This window comes from Virgibacillus sp. 7505, assembly GCF_002272135.1.
Classification (GTDB): domain Bacteria; phylum Bacillota; class Bacilli; order Bacillales; family Amphibacillaceae; genus Terribacillus.
In genome coordinates this window covers 71,629-90,849 of record NZ_NPBF01000032.1, presented here as the reverse complement: position 1 = coordinate 90,849, position 19,221 = coordinate 71,629, and the positions used below count along the sequence as shown (strand labels likewise).

Below are 19,221 nucleotides of genomic sequence, written 5' to 3'. Positions count from 1 at the left end.
TTTCAACTGATTCAAAAGCAGCTATACCGTCCCTAAAAAGATAAAGCTAGTTTAACATATTAAGGCAATGAAAGCCTATTACTATTGCCTAACATTTAGTCAGTGTAATAAAAGACTAAACATTTATCATTAAATGTCTAGACAAATAGAAAATTAGTTATATAATACAAATGAAAGCGCTTTTAATAAATCCGAGGAGTGTTATCAAATGAACAGAATCCTTTTAGCATGCAGTTCCGGTATGAGCACGAGTCTTTTGGTCACCAAGATGCAAGCGTTTGCAGATTCCATAGGAGAAGAAGCAAAGATTTGGGCAGTCGGTCAGGATCAGGCAAAAAAAGATATGGCAGAGGCAGATGTTGTACTAATCGGTCCGCAAATGAGCTTTCTCAAAGGGGAACTCGCGGCTGAAGCGCAGAAATATGGCATCCAAGTTGACGTAATCGACATGATGGCATATGGGATGGCTGATGGAGAGAAAGCGTATAAACAGGCGCTTGGTCTGATTGGAGCAACATCATGAGTGAGCTGAAATTAGAAGAGCTGACCGAGGAGCAGATTTGTTTTCAGATGATCCTGCATAGCGGTAATGCCAGAAGTAAAGTACTGCAAGCACTTCGGCTTTATCGTGAGGGTGATATAGAGAAAGTTAATGAAATGCTGGCAGATGCAGAAGATGATCTGTCACTTGTACACAAGGTCCATTTCCAGCTGGTGCAGCAGGAAGCAGCAGGCCAGCAGCGGCAGGAACTTTCTCTTTTGTTCCTTCATGCAGAGGACCATTTTATGTCTACATTGACGATGAAAGAAATGGTCAAAGAAATGATACCAATTTTCCAAGAGCTGAAGAGCTAAAGGAGGAAGCAGGCAATGTTCGATAAGTTTAGTAAGTTTTTGATTCCGATTGCCGGTAAGCTGAATAACAATCGCTATCTTGGTGTGCTGCGGGACGCCTTCATGCTGGCGTTCCCATTGACGATTTTCGGTTCTATCATGGTCGTTTTGGCAAACTTGCCATTTTTGGACAATGTAATGAGTGAATCGCTGCTCGCTGGTATCCAAGAGTCGCTCGGACCAGCACCGAATGCCACAATGAATATCGCGTCTGTCTTCGTCGTCTTTGGTATCGGGTATTATTTGGCGAAAAGCTATGGAGTGGAAGCCATTTTCGGCGGGGCTGTAGCATTGACCGCATTCCTGCTGCTGACACCATTCGTTGTGTCGACAGAGAGCGGGGAAGTGGTGAGTAATGTACTTGCTGTCGACCGTCTTGGAGCAAAGGGTATGTTCCTCGGTATGATCGTCGCGTTTGTTTCCGGGGAAATTTATCGATTCATTACACAGAAGAAAATTGTCATCAGGATGCCGGCAGGTGTGCCGCCAGCAGTATCGCAATCATTCGCTGCCCTCATTCCTGCGGTTGTCACGCTGTCGGTATTTTTAGTACTTAATATCATTGTGACGCAAGGCTTCAATACGAATTTGCATGATGTCATCTTCAACACGGTGCAGGCACCGCTCGTCGGACTTGGCGGAGGGCTTACGGCTACCTTGATTGCCGTGTTCTTCATCCAAATCCTTTGGTTCTTCGGGTTACATGGACAGATCATCATCAACTCGGTCATGGATCCAATCTGGAATACATTGTCTTTGGAAAATCTGCAAGTTTATACAGCTGGTGGTGAAGTACCGCATATCATCAATAAACAGTTCATCGAAGTCTATCTTGTCGGTGCAGGCGGGACAGGGATGACGCTTGCCGTACTGGCGGCAATACTCCTGTTCATGCGGAGCAAGCAAATGAAGCAGGTCGGAAAACTTGGGATAGGGCCGGGTATTTTCAATGTCAACGAACCAGTCATTTTCGGCTTGCCGATTGTTATGAACCCGCTGATTTTGCTGCCATGGATCATTGCACCGATGGTTGTAACGGTGGTCAGTTATATAGCGATGGCGATTGGTCTCGTGCCGCCGCCGACGGGGGTAACGATACCGTGGACCGTTCCGATTTTCATTAGCGGATTCCTGGCAACCAACTCAATTGCCGGATCTCTGCTGCAGCTCGTTAACGTTTTGATCGTATTCGCCATTTGGTTCCCATTCCTCAAATTTATCGACCGGATGAATATAAAGCAGGAAAGAGAAGCGGAACAGAAAAATGCAAAATCGGATATGCAAGTACCAAAGGAGAAGATTTGATATGGAAGTGACAGAACAGAAGAAAGACCAAGCAAACTATCTATTCCCCGAGGACTTTTGGTGGGGTTCCTCCTCATCGGCACCTCAGATGGAAGGTGCTGCGGATGTTGACGGGAAGACGCCGAATATTTGGGATTATTGGTATGAGCAGGAGCCGAATCGTTTTCATAATGGTATCGGCCCTGCCGATACATCCGGATTCTACTACCGTTACAAAGAAGACATCGCTTTAATGAAACAGGTTGGCCATAACTCTTTTCGATTCTCCATTTCCTGGTCAAGGCTGATACCGGAGGGGACAGGAGCAGTCAATGAAAAAGCAGCAGCGTTTTATCAGAATGTAATCGATGAACTGCTGGATAACGATATTGAGCCATTCGTGAATTTGTTCCATTTCGATATGCCGATGGTACTGCAGGAAAAAGGCGGCTGGGAAAGCAGAGAAGTCGTCGAGGCTTACAGAGATTATGCGTCTGTATGCTTCCGTTTGTTCGGCGATAAAGTGAAAAAGTGGTTCACGCATAACGAGCCGATCGTGCCGGTAGAAGGTGGTTATCTGTATGACTTCCACTATCCGAATGTCGTAGATTTCAGGCGAGCTGTGCAAGTGGGTTATCATACGCAGCTCTCAAGTTCCCTTGCCATTCAGGCGTACCGGGAACAAGCACAGGATGGGGAGATTGGCATCATTCTGAATCTTACTCCATCCTATCCGCGAAGCAGCAATCCGGCAGATTTGAAAGCTTCACGTATAGCCGATGCGTTCTTTAACCGCTCCTTCCTGGATCCATCCGTTAAAGGTGAATTTCCAGAGGAACTGGTAGACATACTCCGACAGGAAGGCTATTTGCCAGATTACACGCAAGAGGATCTGCAAGTCATCGGGGAGAATACAGTTGATTTGCTTGGAGTGAACTATTACCAGCCGCGACGTGTGAAGGCAAAGGAAAATAGTGTCCACCCAGATGCACCGTTCATGCCTGACAGATTCTTCGATTCCTATGAGATGCCTGGCCGGAAGATGAATGTGCATCGAGGCTGGGAGATCTACGAAAAAGGAATCTACGATATACTTGTCAACCTGCGAGATAATTATGGGAACATCCCTTGTTTCATTTCTGAAAATGGTATGGGAGTTGAAGGGGAAGAGAAGTTCCGCGACAGTGATGGAATCATTCAAGATGACTACCGAATCGATTTCATCAAGGATCATTTACGCTGGGTGCACAAGGCTTTGAATGAAGGAGCAAATGTAAAGGGATATCATCTGTGGACGTTCATGGATAATTGGTCGTGGACGAATGCATATAAAAATCGCTATGGCTTTGTGTCGGTTAACCTGGAGAAAGACGGGGAACGCACCATCAAGAAAAGCGGCGAATGGATGAAACAAGTCGTACAGCGAAACGGTTTCTGATAGTGGCGGCCAATATGGCCGTCATTTTCATTGGCAGATTGCTGCAATTCCAGTATTTTGATAAGCTAACAACAAACAGATCGGCAGCAGAGGAGGAACACTATGAAATATCAAGTGATATCAGAAGAAATCAGACATCGTATCGAATCAGGATTCTACCCTCTAGACCAGCCGTTACCAGATGAACATAGCCTTGTCGAAGAATTTTCCTGCAGCAGGATGACAGTTAAACGCGCGCTTGATGTACTTGCATCAGAGGGAATCGTTTTCCGAAAGCGCGGACATGGAACATTCATTGTGCAGTCTTCCTTCCAATCGGATTACATTCATGTGGGAACGAATGAAACGCTCGGCTTTACCAGTTTAATGAAGGAGAAGCAAGTTACCTCAAAGCTTTTGTTGTTTGACATGATTGCTCCTACAGCTGAAGTGGCATCATACTTGGCCATTTCGGAAGATACGCCTGTATATCATCATATCCGTGTACGCTGTGTCGATGATAATCCTCATGTTATAGAAGAAACGTATATGCCGACGCCGCTCATACCAGGTATCACCCCGACAGTCCTGCATAACTCGGTATATGCATACATGGAAAAAGAATTAGGCTTGAAAATTGCAGGATCACGCCGCCGGATCAGAGCGGAGCAAGCAACAGCACAAGACATGAAGGAACTGGGATTATCCGAAAATGAACCGGTACTTGTGATAGAGCAGGTCGCTTATCTCAATACCGGTATTGCCTTCGAATATTCCTTTGCAAGACATCGGTTTGACAAGTTCGAAATTACAACAGTAAATCTCAATGGAAAGTGACCCGTCAGCTTCTGGCGGGTCACATTTTTGTTGCGGCGATAGCGTTACGAACTTTTTCAACGGAGGTTTGTGCCTTTTCTTTCTGACGCATGATGACTGTTACATAAAGAGCATCGATGATACTCAGTTGTGCAATCCGCGACGCAAGCGCTTCGGAACGATAATCGGTTTCCTCTGAGCTAGTATGCAAGGCAACGTCCACCTGCTGGCCGATAGGGGACTTGGGGAAGCCAGTGATGGCGATCGTTCTGGCGCCTGTTTTCTTGACGGTCTGCAGCAGCTGATAGGCATCCTTGCTGGCACCTGAATGAGAAAAGATAAAAGCAACATCCTGGTCGGTCAGTTGGGAAGCAGACATGAGCTGCAAGTGGGCATCAGGAAAAGCGAAGGCCGGCACACCAGAGCGGACAAACTTATGATACGCATCCATTGCGACCATATTCGATCCGCCAAAACCATAGAACTCCACTCTTCTTGCCTCTAGGAGCAATAAGACAGCCTGCTCCAGCTCCGCCTTGTCCAGCACCTGCAATGTATTTTCCAGGGTTCGGATATTGGAATGAAAAATCTTTTCCGCAACCATTTTTGCCTCATCCGTATCGTTTACGTCTTCGTGCAGCATCTTATTGGGAGAAATGATTTCTGGTGCTAAAGCAATTTTCAGTGCTTGGAAGCCTTTGTAGCCGATTCGTTTACAGAAACGGGAAACAGTAGCATCCGCTACTTCGAGCTGATCTGCTACTTGGCTGATAGTCTGGTGAACAATACTTTCCGGGTGTTCCAAAATGAAATCTGCAATTTTTTTCTCTTTTTCACTCAGTCTTGGATAGTGGGAACGAATCCCCGTTAAACCTTGTTGTGCCAAGAAAATCAGCTGCCTTTCGTCCTATTTGTTACAAGCAGTATAGCACAAATTAACTGAAAGCGCTTGCTATATGAAAATTATTTTCGTATTATGGTATCATAAATTGAAAATTATTTTGAAGGAGCTAACTTATCATGCATATTGGATTAATCGGTCTTGGAAAAATGGGATTCAATCTTGGTTTGAACTTATTGGATAATAACTTCGATGTTACAGCTTTTGATGTAAGTGAAGAAGCACGTGCTAAATTCGCTGAATCCAAGGGATCAGCTGCAAGTTCTTTAAAAGAATTGGTAGAACAGCTGCCAAGCCCTAAAATTGTCTGGTCGATGGTACCGGCTGGTGAAATCACTGATAAAGTGCTGGAGGAATTAAAAGGCTACCTATCCGAGGGAGACATCCTGATGGATGGCGGTAACTCTAACTATAAGCAATCCGTGGAACGATCCAAAATTTTCGCTGCACTAGGCGTACACTTCTTCGACGTTGGTACAAGCGGCGGAACAGACGGTGCTCGTAACGGCGTATGCACAATGATTGGCGGCGATGCAGAGGTGTTCAAGACGATTGAACCTATCTTCCAAGCGATCAGCGTGGAAAATGGCTATCACTACGCTGGTAAAAGCGGCAGCGGTCACTTCCTGAAGATGGTCCATAACGGAATCGAGTATGGCATGATGCAGGCAATTGCAGAAGGCTTCGAAGTGTTAGAAAAAAGTGATTACGACTTCGATTATGAGAAAGTTGCGAAGATGTGGAACAACGGCTCCGTTGTCCGTTCTTGGCTGATGGAACTTGTGGAATCTGCTTTCAGCAAGGATCCAAAACTTGATGCGATTCGCGGCGTGATGCATTCTTCCGGTGAAGGAAAATGGACGGTTGAGACGGCGCTTGAATTGCAAGCTGCAACTCCAGTCATCGCAATGTCACTTATGATGCGTTACCGTTCCTTGGACGAAGATACCTTCTCTGGAAAAGTAGTAGCAGCACTGCGAAATGAATTCGGTGGACATGCAGTGGTGAAACGCTAAAGAAAAGGGAGGGGAAGACGTTGGCAGCTTCCTATATGATCGGTGTGGACATGGGCACAACAAGTACGAAGGCAGTCCTGTTCACAACCGAAGGTGAGGTAATTGCAAAGGAAGGCATTGAATATCCTTTGCATTCGCCTACAGCTGAAACAGCAGAACAAGATCCGGAAGTCATCTACCAAGCTGTTGTAACGGCAATCCGGGATACGATTCAGGTAAGCGGCGTAGATAAAGCGGCAATCCGCTGTATTTCCTTCAGTTCCGCCATGCACAGTGTGATAGCAGTTGATGCAAATGATAAACCGCTCACAGCATGTATCACATGGGCTGATAACCGCGCGACGAAATGGACGGAAAAAATCAAAGAAGAGACGGATAGCCATAGCATCTACTTACGCACAGGCACACCGATTCATCCGATGGCTCCTCTATCGAAATTGCGCTGGCTTAAAGAAGAACATCCAGCCACTTTTGAACAAGCGGCTAAGTTCATCTCTATTAAGGAGTATGTCTTTTTCAAACTGTTCGGCAGTTATAAGGTCGATTATTCCATCGCATCTGCAACCGGGATGTTCAACCTGGAAGAGCTTGCTTGGGATAAGGAAGCATTGCAGGTAGCTGGGGTTACGGAAGATAAACTATCTGAGCCTGTTTCGACGACGTACCAATTCGTTGGTCTCACCGAGCAAATGGCAGAAAAACTTGGTGTGCTGCGGCAAACACCATTTATCATCGGTGCAAGTGATGGTGTCCTTTCGAATCTTGGTGTCGGCGCCGTCGAAGAAGGTGTAGTAGCCGTAACAATCGGAACCAGCGGCGCGATCCGAGCTGTAACGGACAAACCGACAACTGATCCGAAGGGCCGTATATTCTGTTATGCCTTGACGGAGAATCATTGGGTTATCGGTGGTCCCGTGAATAACGGAGGCGTCGTGCTACGCTGGGTACGGGATGAACTCGGAGCTGCTGAGACAGAAACGGCAGCTAGACTTGGTATCGATCCATATCAAGTGCTGACAAAAATCGCTTCAACGGTAAATCCAGGATCAGACGGTTTGCTATTTCATCCATACCTTGCCGGGGAGCGGGCACCACTTTGGGATGCCAATGCCCGCGGTTCTTTCTTCGGACTTGGTCTGCATCATAAAAAGGAGCATATGATCCGGGCGGTGCTGGAAGGTGTGCTTTTCAATCTGTACTCTGTGCTGCTTGCTTTAACGGAACTAACCGGTAAGCCGAAACGAATCCAAGCAACAGGTGGATTTGCACGATCTGAAATGTGGAGACAGATGATGGCGGATATATTCGATCAGGAAGTGCATATACCGGAAAGCTATGAAAGCTCCTGCTTAGGAGCAGCTATTCTCGGTTTGTACAGCTTAGGGGATATCGATTCCTTTGATGTGGTAGACGATATGATTGGCAGAACGTATCATCATACTCCAGATCCGGATTGTGTAGAAGTGTATCAGGAACTAATGAGTATATATATTCAGTTGTCCAGAAGCTTCCAAACAGAATATGAACGAATCGCTGATTTCCAGCGGAGGATGCTGCGCTAAAGCAGCAGCTTCCGCCTATAGGTTTGAAAGCGCTTAAATAGAGAGAGGGGAAATCGAGGGATGGAAATCTATCTTTTACTCATGACCTTATTATCAATCGTGATCGTTATCATCGGTGTCACGGTTTTCAAATGGCATGCGTTTATCAGCTTGACCGTGGCCAGTCTCTTCCTTGCCATTACCGCAGGTTTGTCATTTGATCAGATTGTCGGAGCTTATGAGACAGGTGTCGGCGGTGTCCTTGGGCATCTAGTCGGTATCCTTGCGCTCGGTACGATCCTTGGTAAGATGATGGCGGATTCGGGTGCCGGTAATCAGGTGGCAGACTTCTTCGTAAAGATGTTTGGGCCGAAAAGGTTACCGTGGGCTATGTTTATTGCCGGTTTCATCATCGGAATTCCGGTATTTTTTGAGGTGGGTATTCTGATCGTACTCCCGCTTGTTATCAGTATCTATAAGACAACGAAGCAGAATATTTTGCTGATCGCTTTGCCTGTCATAGCCGGTCTATCCATTGTGCACGGACTTGTGCCGCCGCATCCAGGTGCACTGGCAGCTATCAGCATTTTCGAGGCAGATCTTGGAATGGTATTATTGTACTCCCTTATTATCGCTATCCCTGCAGGTATCCTGGGCGGACCGGTATTTGCCAAGTGGGTGCATAAACGGGTTATTCCAGTAGGAGAGCCTAATCTCATTAAAGTGACACAGCCTGAAAGCAAGCCAGGCACAGGTATCAGCTTCTTTGTTATCCTGCTGCCAGTCATATTGATGATATTGTCAGCAATTGGGCCATATCTGCCGCTTCCTAGTCTAGCGGAGAAACTGCTTGTCTTTATCGGAAGTCCGTTAGTAGCGTTATTGATTGCAGTATTTGCAGCTTACTACTTCCTTGGTTTCCGTCAAGGTATGAATAAGGATCGTTTGAAGAGAATGACGGAGGAGTGCATCCTGCCGGTTGGTTCCATCATCTTGATTATTGGTGCTGGCGGAGGGTTCAAGCAGGTGCTCATCGACAGTGGAGTTGGCGATACAATTGCGCAAATGTCAGAGCATCTATCTCTTTCTCCAATCGTGCTCGCCTTCATCGTTGCCGGCTTGATCCGAATTGCAACAGGATCCGCAACAGTTGCGCTGACAACAGCAGCAGGTATTGTATCTCCGATCATCGCGCACATGTCAGGTGTCAATCTAGAGCTACTCGTCATCGCTACCGGAGCCGGTTCCCTCATGTTCTCCCACGTGAATGATGCCGGTTTCTGGATGGTCAAGGAGTACCTCGGACTTACCGTCAAAGAGACATTCCGAACATGGACCGTTCTCGAAACGATACTGTCATTTGTAGCATTCGGCGGCGTATTGATTATGGATATATTCGTTTGATGCAATGAATCTAGTTTTTGAAGAGGCTGAAGCAGGAGAGTTTCAGCTAGACAGAACCCGAACTACGACGAGAATCTTTTAAAAAAAGATTTGCGTGAGTTCGGGTTTTTGTATGGAAACACGATTAGCGGTGAAGAATTACAAGCACTTAATGATTCTTCACAAGCAACAGTAGCTGTTCAAGAAGCTGCTAATGCTACAGAAGAAGAAATTGCTGATGCTCAATCCTTGAATCAACGGTAGCTGGTAACAGAGAAATTACTGTATACAAAAATGGTTTGGTTGGTATTGAGGATGCCCAAGCTGGTTCCTCTCTAGTTGAAACAGATGGAGAATTCTCCATAATGGCAACTAAGACTAAGACTGCTTCAGCGACCAAGTCTTACTATTCATGGGTAGGATTAAAATTATTTACTGTGTCAGTTTCATCTAAATTTAAGTATACTGGTAGTAGTGCCAGCTATGGTGGCGGGCTTGATTATTATTACAAACGTGGTACATTGTCAGCATGGACAGTAACCGACTGGGGTGGCTTCCATGAAAAATCTGGAACTTCATACTACGCAAGAGCTAAGGGTAACTTCCAATTTGGTTTTCAAGCTAAAGGTATAGGTTTAGTTATTCAAGAATTATATATCAGGCATACAGTCACAGTTTCTAAGCCAGGAAAAGTAACAAAGAACTTCTACCAAAGGTAACAAACAAAAAGGGAGATAACTATGTTTAAAGGATTTAAAAAGCGTGATTACATCATATCCTTTGTCTTAGCAGCTTTTATTCTTACGATCAACCTAATGGCACCAGTTACTGTTTTAGCGGTCATAGGAGTAATATTATCAGCTGCTGTCTTTTCGTTAGTTGTCGGTACCATAACCAATCTTTTGCGAAAGCTTTTAAAAACAAGTAATAGTTAAGAGCCAATTGGCTCTTTTTTTTTGTACAAATAAAGTGTTCCTTTAACATAGTGCAAAGAAATAGCTTCTAAAAAATCAGTAAGCATTCTACATAATAAGTGTTCAGTAACCTAAATGCTTTAAAGTTCTAAGGTGTACTCACCTACCATGCCTTCATTATCACGATCGTCCATGTAGGGGGTATAACCAATGATCCCGCTAATTGAAAGATTTCTTTTGTATTCTGCCTAAATTCCATAAAACCTTCGTTTTAAGAACTATAGTCTTATCTATGTTCCAGCTTCTTTTCTAAATGCTAAATTAATTTTGCTTATCAAGAGAAGAAGGATTATGATATCATCATGTGCTTTTTGAGAGAAAGCAATGCAAAACAAACTTGGATGGTGAAATCAAAAATGAAACGTTTATATTTTCTCACTGTCATTCCCTTCATCGGGATGCTGGGATTCCTCCCATTCGCAAATAGAGTGGAACCTTTTGTACTTGGCATGCCGTTCGTGATGTTTTGGGTGGTTCTATGGACTGTTCTTACATCGGTTATCTTGGCAATCATGTACAAACTAGATCCACGGAATAAAGAGGATGAGAAAAAATGAATATTGCACTTATAATTATATCGGGATTTTTGCTTTTGGCAGTCTTCCTGGGAATCAGATCCACAAAAGGAAAGGATATGGACCTGGAGCAATGGACAGTCGGAGGCCGAGGATTCAGCGGCATTTTTGTCTTCCTGCTGATGGCAGGGGAAATTTATACAACATTCTCCTTCCTGGGTGGAAGCGGCTGGGCATATGGGAAAGGCGCACCTGCTTTATATGTACTTATGTATATTGGTTTGTCATATATTATGTCTTATTGGCTTTTGCCGGTCATATGGCGATACGCGAAGGAACATAGACTTGTGTCACAATCTGATTTCTTCGTCAGCAAGTTTAACAGTCCGTATCTAGGTGTACTTGTTGCACTAGTCGGGGTGATTGGTATGATTCCTGTCATTGTTGTGCAGCTCAAGGGGTTGGGAATCATCGTTTCGCAAGCATCATATGGGGCTATTTCTATGCAAACTGCTGTATGGATCGGCGCTATCAGCTTAACGATTTATGTGATGCTATCGGGCGTGCATGGTTCAGCATGGACAGCTGCAATCAAGGATATTGTCATGGTAATCGTCATTTGCTTCCTCGGTATCTATCTGCCGCTTCATTATTATGGCGGCTTCCAGCCTATGTTCGAGGCAGTTCACGCGGCTAACCCTGAATTTCTCAAGTTCCCGGATGAAGGCTATAGTATGACATGGGTCATCTCAACTGTTTTGCTGCTCGTGCTTGGGTTCTATATGTGGCCGCAAGTGTTCAGTTCCACATATACAGCGAAAAGCGAGAAGGTCTTCCGTAAAAACGCGATAATAAGCCCGCTTTATACACTTATGCTCTTATTCGTCTTTTTCGTCGGAACAGCAGCGATTCTGGCTGTGCCTGGATTGGAAGGGGAAGATGTGGATCTTTCCCTATTGCGACTATCGATTGAGACCTTCGACCCGTGGGTGATCGGTATCATCGGCGGCGCGGGATTGCTGACAGCGTTGGTACCAGGTTCCTTGCTGGTCATGAATACAGCCACTCTACTTGCAAAAAATATCTATCAGGTGTTTGCACCTAAGACAAGTGACAAGACAATAGGAAAGTTGGCTAGATTGTTTGTTCCGATTGTTTCCTTGCTGGCAGTCTATTTCACACTGCATGGAGGAGCAACGTTATCGAATATCATATTGATGGGCTACAGCCTGATGACGCAACTCGCTCCGTCCCTATTCTGCAGCTTGTGGAAGCGCAGCTTCATCAATAAGTATGGGGCAGCAGCGGGAATCATTTCCGGACTAGCTGTTGTCGCTTATATCACAACAAGTCAAACAACATTAGTCGATTTAATCCCATCTCTTCCGCAATCATGGAATGATGTGAATACGGGGATTATTGCATTGATAGTTAACTGTATAGTGATGGTATTAGTGAGTTTGGCTACACAGAAAAATAAATTGAAATCTGTGTAAGGTTGAAGTCCTAGGGAGGCTGGAACAAAAATGTTTTAGCCAGATGAAAACCTGAACAAGTGCGTAAATCTTAAAACAAGATCTGCGTAAGTTCAGGTTTTTTGTTTTACTATAATCTATACTAGCGTAGGCAGAATACGGAGACTCCTCGAAAATACGAATCAATTTTCTTCGTGCGAAGAGAAGCTGTCGTAGCTTTCCTTGTCCTACGGGAACAGCGCGAGTCGAAGACCCCGCAGTGGTGTATTTCCACGAGGAGGCTGAGGCCGTGCCCGTGGAAAGCGGAGTGTTCTGCCGAAGCGGTGCTTAGGGGCATTGTTCGTAATTAGACACTTATAATTTGCAATAATGTACTATATAACAGCAGTTGCTTCGGTTTATATTCATGTTAGACCATTGAAAAAGGAGAGTCAGCATGAATATCACTTCTTTTCTGATTTACTGCTTTATCGTTACATTTACACCTGGACCTACGAATATTGTTATCTTATCAACTGTGAATCAATTTGGTACTAAAAGAGCAATGCGCTATACGTACGGAGCGACTCTCGCATTTAGTCTTCTGTTATTTCTATCTGCTATACTGAATGCAGTACTTGTAACTGTTTTACCGAAAATACTCGTTTTCCTGCAAGTAATCGGAAGTCTTTACATGTTATACCTTGCATATCAAATATATAAGTCAGACAGCTCGAAAAAGAGCGGTCAACTGAACGGCACTTTTCTATCCGGTTTCTTCATGCAGTTTTTGAATCCGAAGGTGATTATCTTTACACTGACTGTCATTCCCAGTTTCGTTATGAAAAACTATACAGAAAATGCAGTGATACTGATCTTTGTTGCTGTTATAACGATAATTGGTTTCTTGGCTTTCATTGGATGGGTCCTTTTCGGTACTATTTTTAAGAGATTCCTCCAGAAACATACCAAAGTGGTAAATATACTCATGGCAGTGTTTTTACTCTATGCAGCCTGCATGATATGGATTTAGATAACCAGAGGTGAAGAAAATGGAAAAGTTCATCTATAAGAAGTCGGCTGGGATCACTGTCTTGTCGGCGAGCATGAAGGAATTCACATATAAGAAACATGCGCATAGGGAGTATGCAATGGGTGTTACCTTACGAGGTATACAACAATATAATTTGGATGGCCACAAGCAATTGTCTTATCCGAATGGCGTGATGTTATTTAATCCGGAACAGACACATGATGGTATGGCACACGATGAGACTGGTCTTGAGTATGTGATGCTGTACTTGGAGCCTGAGTTGCTGCAGGAAATTACAGGGCAAAAGGAATTGATTCGTTTTGCAGAGCCAATCGTATATGATGCTGGACTCGAAAAAAAGATCCTGAGACTTGGTCAGGCAATATTAAATGAAACCGAAGAAGTCCTAAGTAATGAACTAGCTGTTTCTCTAGCAGATAGACTCACAAAAACGGAATTAAATACTACCAGTAAAAAGGATAATGCATTAATTCTGAAGGCGAAGGAAATGATTCACAGCAACCTTCAAGGTGTACTAAAACTGGATGAAATAAGTCACGAATTACAAATTTCGAAATACAAATTTATTAGATTGTTTAACATGCATACGGGCATTTCGCCGTATCAGTATTTCCTAAATAGCAAAGTCCAGCATGCGAAGCAAATCATAGAGAAAAACAAAGATATATATGAAGCAGTTGCGGCTTGTGGGTTTGTTGATCTGACTCATTTGAATAAGCATTTCAAAAGTGTCTATGGAATAACTGCGCATGATTATGTGGCGAATATAAGGTAAGATTCCACTTATCGGAAATAAGGAAGTCAACTAAAAAATGAACATCTTTACAAGGAAACAGTGATTAACAATATTATTAAGTGCAAGAAACGTTGCAACCGCGCTATCGCATCAGATAGCGCGGTTTTCTGATTTTTTGTTACCAATGATGCCAATATCTTCATTCACAATTTTTTTGCTATAAAAGTGATTACTTCTGGGAATGTAGCTTCTATGTGCACAGGAGGTGAGCAATCGTTAAAGCTTACAAAACAAAAACAGCTAAGGCAGCAACGCGGCTGGTAACCGGTGTTCTAAAAAAAGCTATTCCCGAGGAAAAGAAGAAAAACCTTAAGAAAAAAATGGGGCAGATAGCAAAGGATCAAATGGAAGCCTCTCTATCGAATAAGGTAGGAGAAAAAGCGGAAACTGCCGCTTCGAAACTAGAAGACATCAAGAAAAACAAAAGTACTGATGTACACGAAAAGGCTCAGCAATCGGCCGATAAGCTGAGGACGAAATTACTGGATTGGAAAGGTGAACTCCAGGATACTGCAAAGCAGATGAAGGACAAGGTGGAGGGTGACCGCGGATCTGATAACCATGGCCCGCAAGTCAAGTCTGTTTCTAATATCAAACATATTGAAGATATAAAAAGCTACCGGGATGTAAAAGGGCCGGCAGCAGCGAAAAAGTTGAGCGACGTGAAGAAAAAATAAGAAGGAGTGTTTAACATGGCAGTTCAAAAAAGTACAGATAGTTCCGGTTTGGCAGATGTAATTGACCGCATTCTAGATAAAGGGATTGTAATTGACGCGTTTGTCCGGGTCTCTGTAGTAGGAATTGAAATTCTAACAATCGAGGCCAGAGTCGTAATCGCAAGTGTGGATACTTGGCTGCGATATGCGGAAGCAGTCGGGCTATTGCGTGACGAAGTACAAAATGAAGGATTACCGGAACAAAAGAATGAACGAGGCAATTCCTTATTCAGTGTATGAGGAGAGCAGGCTTTAGGCCTGTTTCCTCTTTCACAATTTAGTTAAAGGGGGGGGAATATGAGCATTACAGAAATCATGAAAAAAGTTAGCAGCTTCTTTGAAGAATATATCGCGCCGCCCCATAAAATCACAGCAGTGGAACCGAGACAGGGTGAAGATAGTGCAGACGGATGGACTGTCACGATAGAAGTATTTGAAGAAAGGGATTATATGAAGAAGTATGCAAAAGACGAAATGCTTGGTGTGTATAGCGTCACTCTTAATAAAGATGCAGAAATTGAATCTTATTCAAGACAAAGCACACGTTACAGAAGTGCAGTAGATCATTAATAAAGGAGGCAGCAGCAATGGATGGAACGTATGTATTTTGCGCAGTACAGAATCCGGTTCAGCCGAGCTTCGGAGATGTGGAGCTGGATGGCGTTTCCGGGAGCACATATATGATCCCTCATGGAGATATGGCATTTGTGGCGGCTAAAGTTCCGCAGAAAATTTATCATCCTACCAAGGATAATCTAATGGCTCATCAAGCTATCCTTTCCTCTGTAATGAAGAAACAGGAGGAGATGATTCCTGTCAGTTTCGGCAATGTTTTTAAAACGGATGAAGATGCCAAGGTGATACTGAAGAAGCTAGAACCTCAGTTTACAGAACTATTTCCGGAGATTCGCAATAAGATCGAGCTGGGATTGAAAGTGATCGGCAAACAGGAATGGCTGGAGGAGGAAATTCATAAAGATCCTGCTATCGTCAGACTGAAAGAAGCCGTAAGCAAGAAATCCAAGGAAGCTGGATACTATGATCGAATGAAGCTTGGTGAACTAACCCAGAAGTTCTTTACAGAAAAGCGCCGGCAAATGGAAGAACAGATTCTTACGCCGCTTCAGAAGCTCGCCACAGCAGCAAAAGCAAATGAACCGATCAGTGAGAAGATGCTGCTTAACAGTGCGTTTTTGCTGGATAAGGAAAAAGAATCTCAATTTGATGAAGCAGTCAATGAGCTTCATGACAAATGGGAAGGAAAAGTAGATTTTAAATATTCCGGCCCATGGCCAGCATATAACTTTATCAATATTCGTTTACAGGTTGAAAAGCCATCATGATCCCTTTTCTGGTCTCTGCACCAATCAAACTACTGATAAGAATTGGGCGGGAAATTAAGGGCGAAGCTGATAAGGAGTATTTCGATATCTCCGTTATACAGCAAAAGTTGATTCAGCTGCAGATGCTGTATGAGTTGGAGGAAATCTCAGAAGCGGCATACAAAGAAAAGGAACAGGAACTGCTGCTGCGCTATGAAGTAGCCAAGCAGCGTGAATTGGATGAGTGGGAAAAGCTTGCTGAAGAAGAGGATAAGGAGTAAGGGATATGGAACAGAAGGAAAATTATATTTATTTATACGGTATTGTACCTGTTATTGAACTGGATAAAACACCATTTTCTTCTTTTGCTGGCATTGATAAGGAACAGCAAGCAGCGGTTGCAATATACGGGGACATTGCAGCTATTTATACGAAAGTGGATGCGGAAGCGTATGAAGGGGAAGCATTGGAGTCGAGAATGAAGGACGACCTTGAATGGCTTCAGGAGAGTGCAATGCACCATCATGAAGTGCTGCTTGATTTGCAAAAGCAGTATACGCTGATTCCGATGAAGTTCTGTACAATCTACCTGAGTCAGGACAGTCTGGAAGAGAAGCTGCGTGAACAAGCAGATACAATCCAAAGTCTATTTGTCAGAATTAAAGGCAGCCAGGAATGGAATCTGAAAATCTACTGTGATGATGAACCCCTCCGTGCGCACGTACTGCAGCACAGCCCCAGCATTAAAGAAAAGATGAAGGAAATAGAGAGCTTGCCTCCCGGCCGTCAATTCTTTGAGAAGCGGAAAATCGACCAGCTTGTCGAGGCTGAATTAGAAAAAGAGAAAAACCAATTCTGTGAACAGGTACATGCTGAACTAACTGAAATTGCTTCAGAAGAGAAAGTAAAGACAGCCTGGAGCAAGGACGTCACAGGTCGTGAGCTGGAAATGAGCTGGAATAGTGTTTATCTTATCCAGGAGCACCAAGTAGAAGCATTTTTAGAGCTTGTTCAACAGAAAAATGAAGAAAGTGCTTCGTCTGGATGGAGATTCGAAGCAACTGGACCTTGGCCAGCTTATCATTTCGTCTATTAGATGGAGGCACAAGATGAATACACGTGAGACGATTGACAGAAACAAGGATGTTTCCTTGATAGATATACTTGATGTCATCCTCGATAAGGGTGTTGCAATAAAAGGGGATTTAATTATTTCAATTGCTGGAGTTGACTTAGTGTACTTAGACTTGCGAGTGCTGATTGCCTCTGTTGAGACGCTAGTACAAAATCAATCCGGTAATACACGGGTGGACTTTACATCAGAAGCATTTGATAAACAGAAGGAGGAGCTGGAACATGGAAGTGCAGCAGCCGAAGAGCGGGCGAATCCATTTAGATCCTGATGATGCGGAACATGGTTTGGCACAATTAGTTATGACAGTGATCGAATTGCTTCGCCAGATTGTCGAACGTCATGCCATTCGTCGGGTGGAAGGCGGAACACTATCGGATCAGCAAATTGAAGATCTTGGCATGGCATTGATGAATTTGGAATTAAAGATGGAAGAACTGAAGCTAATCTTCAACTTAAAAGATGAAGATTTGAATATTGACCTTGGCCCATTAGGAAATCTCTTACCAGAAAAGAAGTGAGAACATGGCAGATCAACAAGTCGTTCAGAGCAACACGAGTAACTTGGTCGATGTATTGGAAAAAGTACTGGATAAAGGTGTCGTTATTGCTGGGGACATCACAGTAGGGATAGCTGATGTAGAACTGCTTACCATCAAGATACGTTTAATCGTAGCCTCGGTCGATAAAGCAAAGGAAATTGGCTTAGACTGGTGGGAATCAGATCCATATCTATCCTCAAAAGCAGCAGACAGCAATACGAAAAGGTTGCAGGAGGAAAACGAACAGCTTCAGAAACGCCTGGAATTACTAGAACAAAAAATGTCGGACTAAGGAGGAACAGAAAATGAGTGAAATGAAAGATAAAGTTGTAAATAAGGCAGTAGTTAAAGCAGCAGATAAAGTAAGGAAGGTAGATAATACCTGGAATAGGACAATTGCAGGTGGTATAGCCGGAGCCTCAATCGGACTACTAACTAGCCCGAATATCGGGAAGAAAATCGCAGGTACTTTCAAATCAGCGAAAACGAAGGTGACGGGAAAAGACTTAGGTGAATCAGTTAAGCAGATGAAAGACCAAACCATCAATATGGTGCAGGATAAATTTAAAAAAGACAAGAGTTCAGACGATGATAATAACACAGAAGAACAAGAAGAAAAGAACGAGAATGTTGCGAACCAGAATGATAAGAACAACGAGGACAGTCAACAGGATAACAACAATACAGGTAACCAGAATGATAACAACCAGGACAATCAAAATGATAAGAACAATCAGGATAAGCAAGATGATAGCAACAAGCAGGATAAGCAGGATAATAGCAACAATCAAGAAAATCAAGATGATAACACCAATCAGGATAAACAAAAGGATCCAGGCAGCCAGAACAACCAAGCTAACGAGAACCTGCGTGACGAGAATGAGCATTTAAAGCAGAAAATCGAAGAATTGGAAAATAAATTGAGCCAGCTTTTGAATGAGAACTCATCAAAAGAGGAAGATACTGCGAACAGCAATGGAATAACAATCGTGCGACAAGATGACGTAACAAAGTAATTAGGAGGATTGAAAATGGCTAAAGATGAAATTTTATCATTCTTTGTACAGGCAGCTAATCATCATGATTTCTCCACGGATATAACACTGCATGTGAAAGGTGGGCTGGTCACTGGGACTATCATTTCAGCCGCATCTTACTTCTCCGATTTAAAAGACAGCATCTCAGAAAAAAATGATGTGGCTAAGCAATTGAAGGAAGCTTTGAAGCAGGCGGAGGAATCGGCGGACACCAAGCAAAGCAATGCGGAGTACATTCATTTAAAAAATATGTCCACATATCTGGCAGAAAATAAAACTACACCAGCTAATTCTGATCTTCTATGGCGCGGAAAGATTAGCGAGGTAGATGGATTCTTCCTTGGTAGGATGTCAGATGAAGAATAAAGAGAGCTCCGGCATATGGTTGCCGGAGCTTTTTATGTGTTGCGATTGTTTCTGCAATGAC

27 protein-coding genes are annotated in these 19,221 nt (G+C 43.6%); 25 read left to right on the top strand and 2 right to left on the bottom strand.

The window, feature by feature from the left end; all coding sequences use genetic code 11:
* Positions 1-208 precede the first annotated feature (208 nt).
* From CHH91_RS14835 to CHH91_RS14815, 5 genes are all read left to right on the top strand, one after another.
* Entirely contained in the window at positions 209-523 is a 315-nt protein-coding gene (locus tag CHH91_RS14835; RefSeq protein WP_095224228.1) for a PTS sugar transporter subunit IIB, read from the top strand.
* Positions 520-855: a PTS sugar transporter subunit IIA gene (locus CHH91_RS14830; protein ID WP_095224227.1), complete on the top strand. Its 336-nt coding sequence runs from the start codon at positions 520-522 to the stop codon at positions 853-855. The genes CHH91_RS14835 and CHH91_RS14830 overlap by 4 nt, the downstream gene beginning before the upstream one ends.
* A 15-nt stretch (positions 856-870) precedes the next feature.
* Positions 871-2,199, top strand: coding sequence for a PTS cellobiose transporter subunit IIC (gene celB / locus CHH91_RS14825; RefSeq protein ID WP_095224226.1), 1,329 nt, complete (start codon positions 871-873; stop codon positions 2,197-2,199).
* A gap of 1 nt (position 2,200) precedes the next feature.
* A complete protein-coding gene (locus tag CHH91_RS14820; RefSeq protein WP_095224225.1) occupies positions 2,201-3,616 on the top strand; it encodes a glycoside hydrolase family 1 protein in 1,416 nt (471 codons plus the stop codon).
* Between the two features lie 102 nt (positions 3,617-3,718).
* Positions 3,719-4,432, top strand: coding sequence for a GntR family transcriptional regulator (locus CHH91_RS14815; protein WP_095224224.1), 714 nt, complete (start codon positions 3,719-3,721; stop codon positions 4,430-4,432).
* Between the two features lie 19 nt (positions 4,433-4,451).
* Here CHH91_RS14815 and CHH91_RS14810 read toward each other — a convergent pair whose 3' ends face one another.
* Positions 4,452-5,297 (bottom strand): MurR/RpiR family transcriptional regulator, encoded by an 846-nt coding sequence (locus tag CHH91_RS14810; protein WP_095224223.1) that lies wholly within the window; start codon positions 5,295-5,297, stop codon positions 4,452-4,454.
* A gap of 134 nt (positions 5,298-5,431) precedes the next feature.
* On the opposite strand from CHH91_RS14810, the gene gnd reads away from it, so the two are divergent.
* The 5 genes from gnd to CHH91_RS14790 all read left to right on the top strand — a co-directional run bounded on the left by gnd (position 5,432) and on the right by CHH91_RS14790 (position 9,971).
* Positions 5,432-6,328 (top strand): phosphogluconate dehydrogenase (NAD(+)-dependent, decarboxylating), encoded by an 897-nt coding sequence (gnd, locus tag CHH91_RS14805; RefSeq protein WP_095224222.1) that lies wholly within the window; start codon positions 5,432-5,434, stop codon positions 6,326-6,328.
* Between the two features lie 35 nt (positions 6,329-6,363).
* Complete coding sequence (gntK, locus tag CHH91_RS14800) at positions 6,364-7,890, top strand: gluconokinase (RefSeq protein WP_095224265.1); 1,527 nt, start codon at positions 6,364-6,366, stop codon at positions 7,888-7,890.
* A 60-nt stretch (positions 7,891-7,950) separates the two neighbouring features.
* A complete protein-coding gene (locus CHH91_RS14795) occupies positions 7,951-9,273 on the top strand; it encodes a GntT/GntP/DsdX family permease (RefSeq protein WP_095224221.1) in 1,323 nt (440 codons plus the stop codon).
* A gap of 108 nt (positions 9,274-9,381) precedes the next feature.
* On the top strand, positions 9,382-9,516 hold the full coding sequence (locus CHH91_RS21280; protein WP_286160799.1) for a hypothetical protein: 135 nt from the start codon (positions 9,382-9,384) through the stop codon (positions 9,514-9,516).
* A gap of 101 nt (positions 9,517-9,617) precedes the next feature.
* On the top strand, positions 9,618-9,971 hold the full coding sequence (locus tag CHH91_RS14790; protein WP_095224220.1) for a hypothetical protein: 354 nt from the start codon (positions 9,618-9,620) through the stop codon (positions 9,969-9,971).
* A gap of 47 nt (positions 9,972-10,018) precedes the next feature.
* Here CHH91_RS14790 and CHH91_RS21275 read toward each other — a convergent pair whose 3' ends face one another.
* Entirely contained in the window at positions 10,019-10,144 is a 126-nt protein-coding gene (locus CHH91_RS21275) for a hypothetical protein (RefSeq protein WP_286160798.1), read from the bottom strand.
* Positions 10,145-10,582: 438 nt separating this feature from the next.
* Here CHH91_RS21275 and CHH91_RS14780 point away from each other — a divergent pair, with 438 nt between their 5' ends.
* From CHH91_RS14780 to gvpU, 15 genes are all read left to right on the top strand, one after another.
* Complete coding sequence (locus CHH91_RS14780; RefSeq protein WP_095224264.1) at positions 10,583-10,783, top strand: DUF3311 domain-containing protein; 201 nt, start codon at positions 10,583-10,585, stop codon at positions 10,781-10,783.
* Positions 10,780-12,237, top strand: coding sequence for a sodium:solute symporter family protein (locus tag CHH91_RS14775; RefSeq protein ID WP_095224218.1), 1,458 nt, complete (start codon positions 10,780-10,782; stop codon positions 12,235-12,237). Before CHH91_RS14780 ends, CHH91_RS14775 begins: the two co-directional genes overlap by 4 nt.
* A 415-nt stretch (positions 12,238-12,652) precedes the next feature.
* Positions 12,653-13,228: a LysE family translocator gene (locus CHH91_RS14770; protein WP_095224217.1), complete on the top strand. Its 576-nt coding sequence runs from the start codon at positions 12,653-12,655 to the stop codon at positions 13,226-13,228.
* 19 nt (positions 13,229-13,247) lie between these two features.
* Entirely contained in the window at positions 13,248-14,024 is a 777-nt protein-coding gene (locus CHH91_RS14765) for a helix-turn-helix domain-containing protein (protein ID WP_095224216.1), read from the top strand.
* Positions 14,025-14,365: 341 nt separating this feature from the next.
* Entirely contained in the window at positions 14,366-14,722 is a 357-nt protein-coding gene (locus CHH91_RS14760; protein WP_095224215.1) for a hypothetical protein, read from the top strand.
* Positions 14,723-14,737: 15 nt separating this feature from the next.
* Positions 14,738-15,001 carry a gas vesicle protein GvpJ gene (gene gvpJ / locus CHH91_RS14755; protein WP_095224214.1) on the top strand — a complete coding sequence of 88 codons (264 nt, stop codon included), beginning with the start codon at positions 14,738-14,740 and terminating at the stop codon, positions 14,999-15,001.
* A gap of 57 nt (positions 15,002-15,058) precedes the next feature.
* A complete protein-coding gene (gene gvpO, locus CHH91_RS14750; protein ID WP_095224213.1) occupies positions 15,059-15,331 on the top strand; it encodes a gas vesicle protein GvpO in 273 nt (90 codons plus the stop codon).
* A 17-nt stretch (positions 15,332-15,348) separates the two neighbouring features.
* Positions 15,349-16,104, top strand: a complete 756-nt coding sequence (locus CHH91_RS14745; RefSeq protein ID WP_095224212.1) for a GvpL/GvpF family gas vesicle protein — start codon at positions 15,349-15,351, stop codon at positions 16,102-16,104.
* Positions 16,101-16,364 (top strand): gas vesicle protein GvpG, encoded by a 264-nt coding sequence (locus CHH91_RS14740; protein WP_095224211.1) that lies wholly within the window; start codon positions 16,101-16,103, stop codon positions 16,362-16,364. The genes CHH91_RS14745 and CHH91_RS14740 overlap by 4 nt, the downstream gene beginning before the upstream one ends.
* Before the next feature lie 5 nt (positions 16,365-16,369).
* On the top strand, positions 16,370-17,179 hold the full coding sequence (locus tag CHH91_RS14735) for a GvpL/GvpF family gas vesicle protein (RefSeq protein ID WP_095224210.1): 810 nt from the start codon (positions 16,370-16,372) through the stop codon (positions 17,177-17,179).
* 13 nt (positions 17,180-17,192) lie between these two features.
* The gene (locus CHH91_RS14730) at positions 17,193-17,486 is read left to right on the top strand and encodes a gas vesicle protein (RefSeq protein WP_095224209.1); all 294 of its coding nucleotides are present in this window, start codon (positions 17,193-17,195) and stop codon (positions 17,484-17,486) included.
* Positions 17,440-17,736: a gas vesicle protein K gene (locus CHH91_RS14725; protein ID WP_095224208.1), complete on the top strand. Its 297-nt coding sequence runs from the start codon at positions 17,440-17,442 to the stop codon at positions 17,734-17,736. The genes CHH91_RS14730 and CHH91_RS14725 overlap by 47 nt, the downstream gene beginning before the upstream one ends.
* A gap of 4 nt (positions 17,737-17,740) precedes the next feature.
* Positions 17,741-18,049, top strand: coding sequence for a gas vesicle protein (locus CHH91_RS14720; protein WP_095224207.1), 309 nt, complete (start codon positions 17,741-17,743; stop codon positions 18,047-18,049).
* Between the two features lie 13 nt (positions 18,050-18,062).
* A complete protein-coding gene (locus CHH91_RS20305) occupies positions 18,063-18,773 on the top strand; it encodes a YtxH domain-containing protein (protein WP_141234172.1) in 711 nt (236 codons plus the stop codon).
* A gap of 15 nt (positions 18,774-18,788) precedes the next feature.
* Entirely contained in the window at positions 18,789-19,160 is a 372-nt protein-coding gene (gvpU, locus tag CHH91_RS14710; protein ID WP_095224205.1) for a gas vesicle accessory protein GvpU, read from the top strand.
* Positions 19,161-19,221: the final 61 nt, after the last annotated feature.

Excerpts from the sequence above, each read along its gene's own strand:
- CHH91_RS14760 (WP_095224215.1), top strand. The coding sequence starts at position 14,366 with ATGGGGCAGATAGCAAAGGATCAAATGGAAGCCTCTCTATCGAATAAG.
- CHH91_RS14730 (WP_095224209.1), top strand. The coding sequence starts at position 17,193 with ATGAATACACGTGAGACGATTGACAGAAACAAGGATGTTTCCTTGATA.
- CHH91_RS14720 (WP_095224207.1), top strand. The coding sequence starts at position 17,741 with ATGGCAGATCAACAAGTCGTTCAGAGCAACACGAGTAACTTGGTCGAT.
- CHH91_RS14775 (WP_095224218.1), top strand. The coding sequence starts at position 10,780 with ATGAATATTGCACTTATAATTATATCGGGATTTTTGCTTTTGGCAGTC.
- gvpJ (WP_095224214.1), top strand. The coding sequence starts at position 14,738 with ATGGCAGTTCAAAAAAGTACAGATAGTTCCGGTTTGGCAGATGTAATT.
- CHH91_RS14820 (WP_095224225.1), top strand. The coding sequence starts at position 2,201 with ATGGAAGTGACAGAACAGAAGAAAGACCAAGCAAACTATCTATTCCCC.
- CHH91_RS14830 (WP_095224227.1), top strand. The coding sequence starts at position 520 with ATGAGTGAGCTGAAATTAGAAGAGCTGACCGAGGAGCAGATTTGTTTT.
- CHH91_RS21275 (WP_286160798.1), bottom strand. The coding sequence starts at position 10,144 with ATGGTACCGACAACTAACGAAAAGACAGCAGCTGATAATATTACTCCT.
- gntK (WP_095224265.1), top strand. The coding sequence starts at position 6,364 with ATGATCGGTGTGGACATGGGCACAACAAGTACGAAGGCAGTCCTGTTC.
- CHH91_RS14725 (WP_095224208.1), top strand. The coding sequence starts at position 17,440 with ATGGAAGTGCAGCAGCCGAAGAGCGGGCGAATCCATTTAGATCCTGAT.
- gvpU (WP_095224205.1), top strand. The coding sequence starts at position 18,789 with ATGGCTAAAGATGAAATTTTATCATTCTTTGTACAGGCAGCTAATCAT.
- gvpO (WP_095224213.1), top strand. The coding sequence starts at position 15,059 with ATGAGCATTACAGAAATCATGAAAAAAGTTAGCAGCTTCTTTGAAGAA.
- CHH91_RS14780 (WP_095224264.1), top strand. The coding sequence starts at position 10,583 with ATGAAACGTTTATATTTTCTCACTGTCATTCCCTTCATCGGGATGCTG.
- CHH91_RS14770 (WP_095224217.1), top strand. The coding sequence starts at position 12,653 with ATGAATATCACTTCTTTTCTGATTTACTGCTTTATCGTTACATTTACA.
- CHH91_RS14735 (WP_095224210.1), top strand. The coding sequence starts at position 16,370 with ATGGAACAGAAGGAAAATTATATTTATTTATACGGTATTGTACCTGTT.
- CHH91_RS14815 (WP_095224224.1), top strand. The coding sequence starts at position 3,719 with ATGAAATATCAAGTGATATCAGAAGAAATCAGACATCGTATCGAATCA.
- CHH91_RS14795 (WP_095224221.1), top strand. The coding sequence starts at position 7,951 with ATGGAAATCTATCTTTTACTCATGACCTTATTATCAATCGTGATCGTT.
- CHH91_RS14740 (WP_095224211.1), top strand. The coding sequence starts at position 16,101 with ATGATCCCTTTTCTGGTCTCTGCACCAATCAAACTACTGATAAGAATT.
- CHH91_RS14790 (WP_095224220.1), top strand. The coding sequence starts at position 9,618 with ATGGCAACTAAGACTAAGACTGCTTCAGCGACCAAGTCTTACTATTCA.
- gnd (WP_095224222.1), top strand. The coding sequence starts at position 5,432 with ATGCATATTGGATTAATCGGTCTTGGAAAAATGGGATTCAATCTTGGT.
- celB (WP_095224226.1), top strand. The coding sequence starts at position 871 with ATGTTCGATAAGTTTAGTAAGTTTTTGATTCCGATTGCCGGTAAGCTG.
- CHH91_RS14765 (WP_095224216.1), top strand. The coding sequence starts at position 13,248 with ATGGAAAAGTTCATCTATAAGAAGTCGGCTGGGATCACTGTCTTGTCG.
- CHH91_RS20305 (WP_141234172.1), top strand. The coding sequence starts at position 18,063 with ATGAGTGAAATGAAAGATAAAGTTGTAAATAAGGCAGTAGTTAAAGCA.
- CHH91_RS14745 (WP_095224212.1), top strand. The coding sequence starts at position 15,349 with ATGGATGGAACGTATGTATTTTGCGCAGTACAGAATCCGGTTCAGCCG.
- CHH91_RS14835 (WP_095224228.1), top strand. The coding sequence starts at position 209 with ATGAACAGAATCCTTTTAGCATGCAGTTCCGGTATGAGCACGAGTCTT.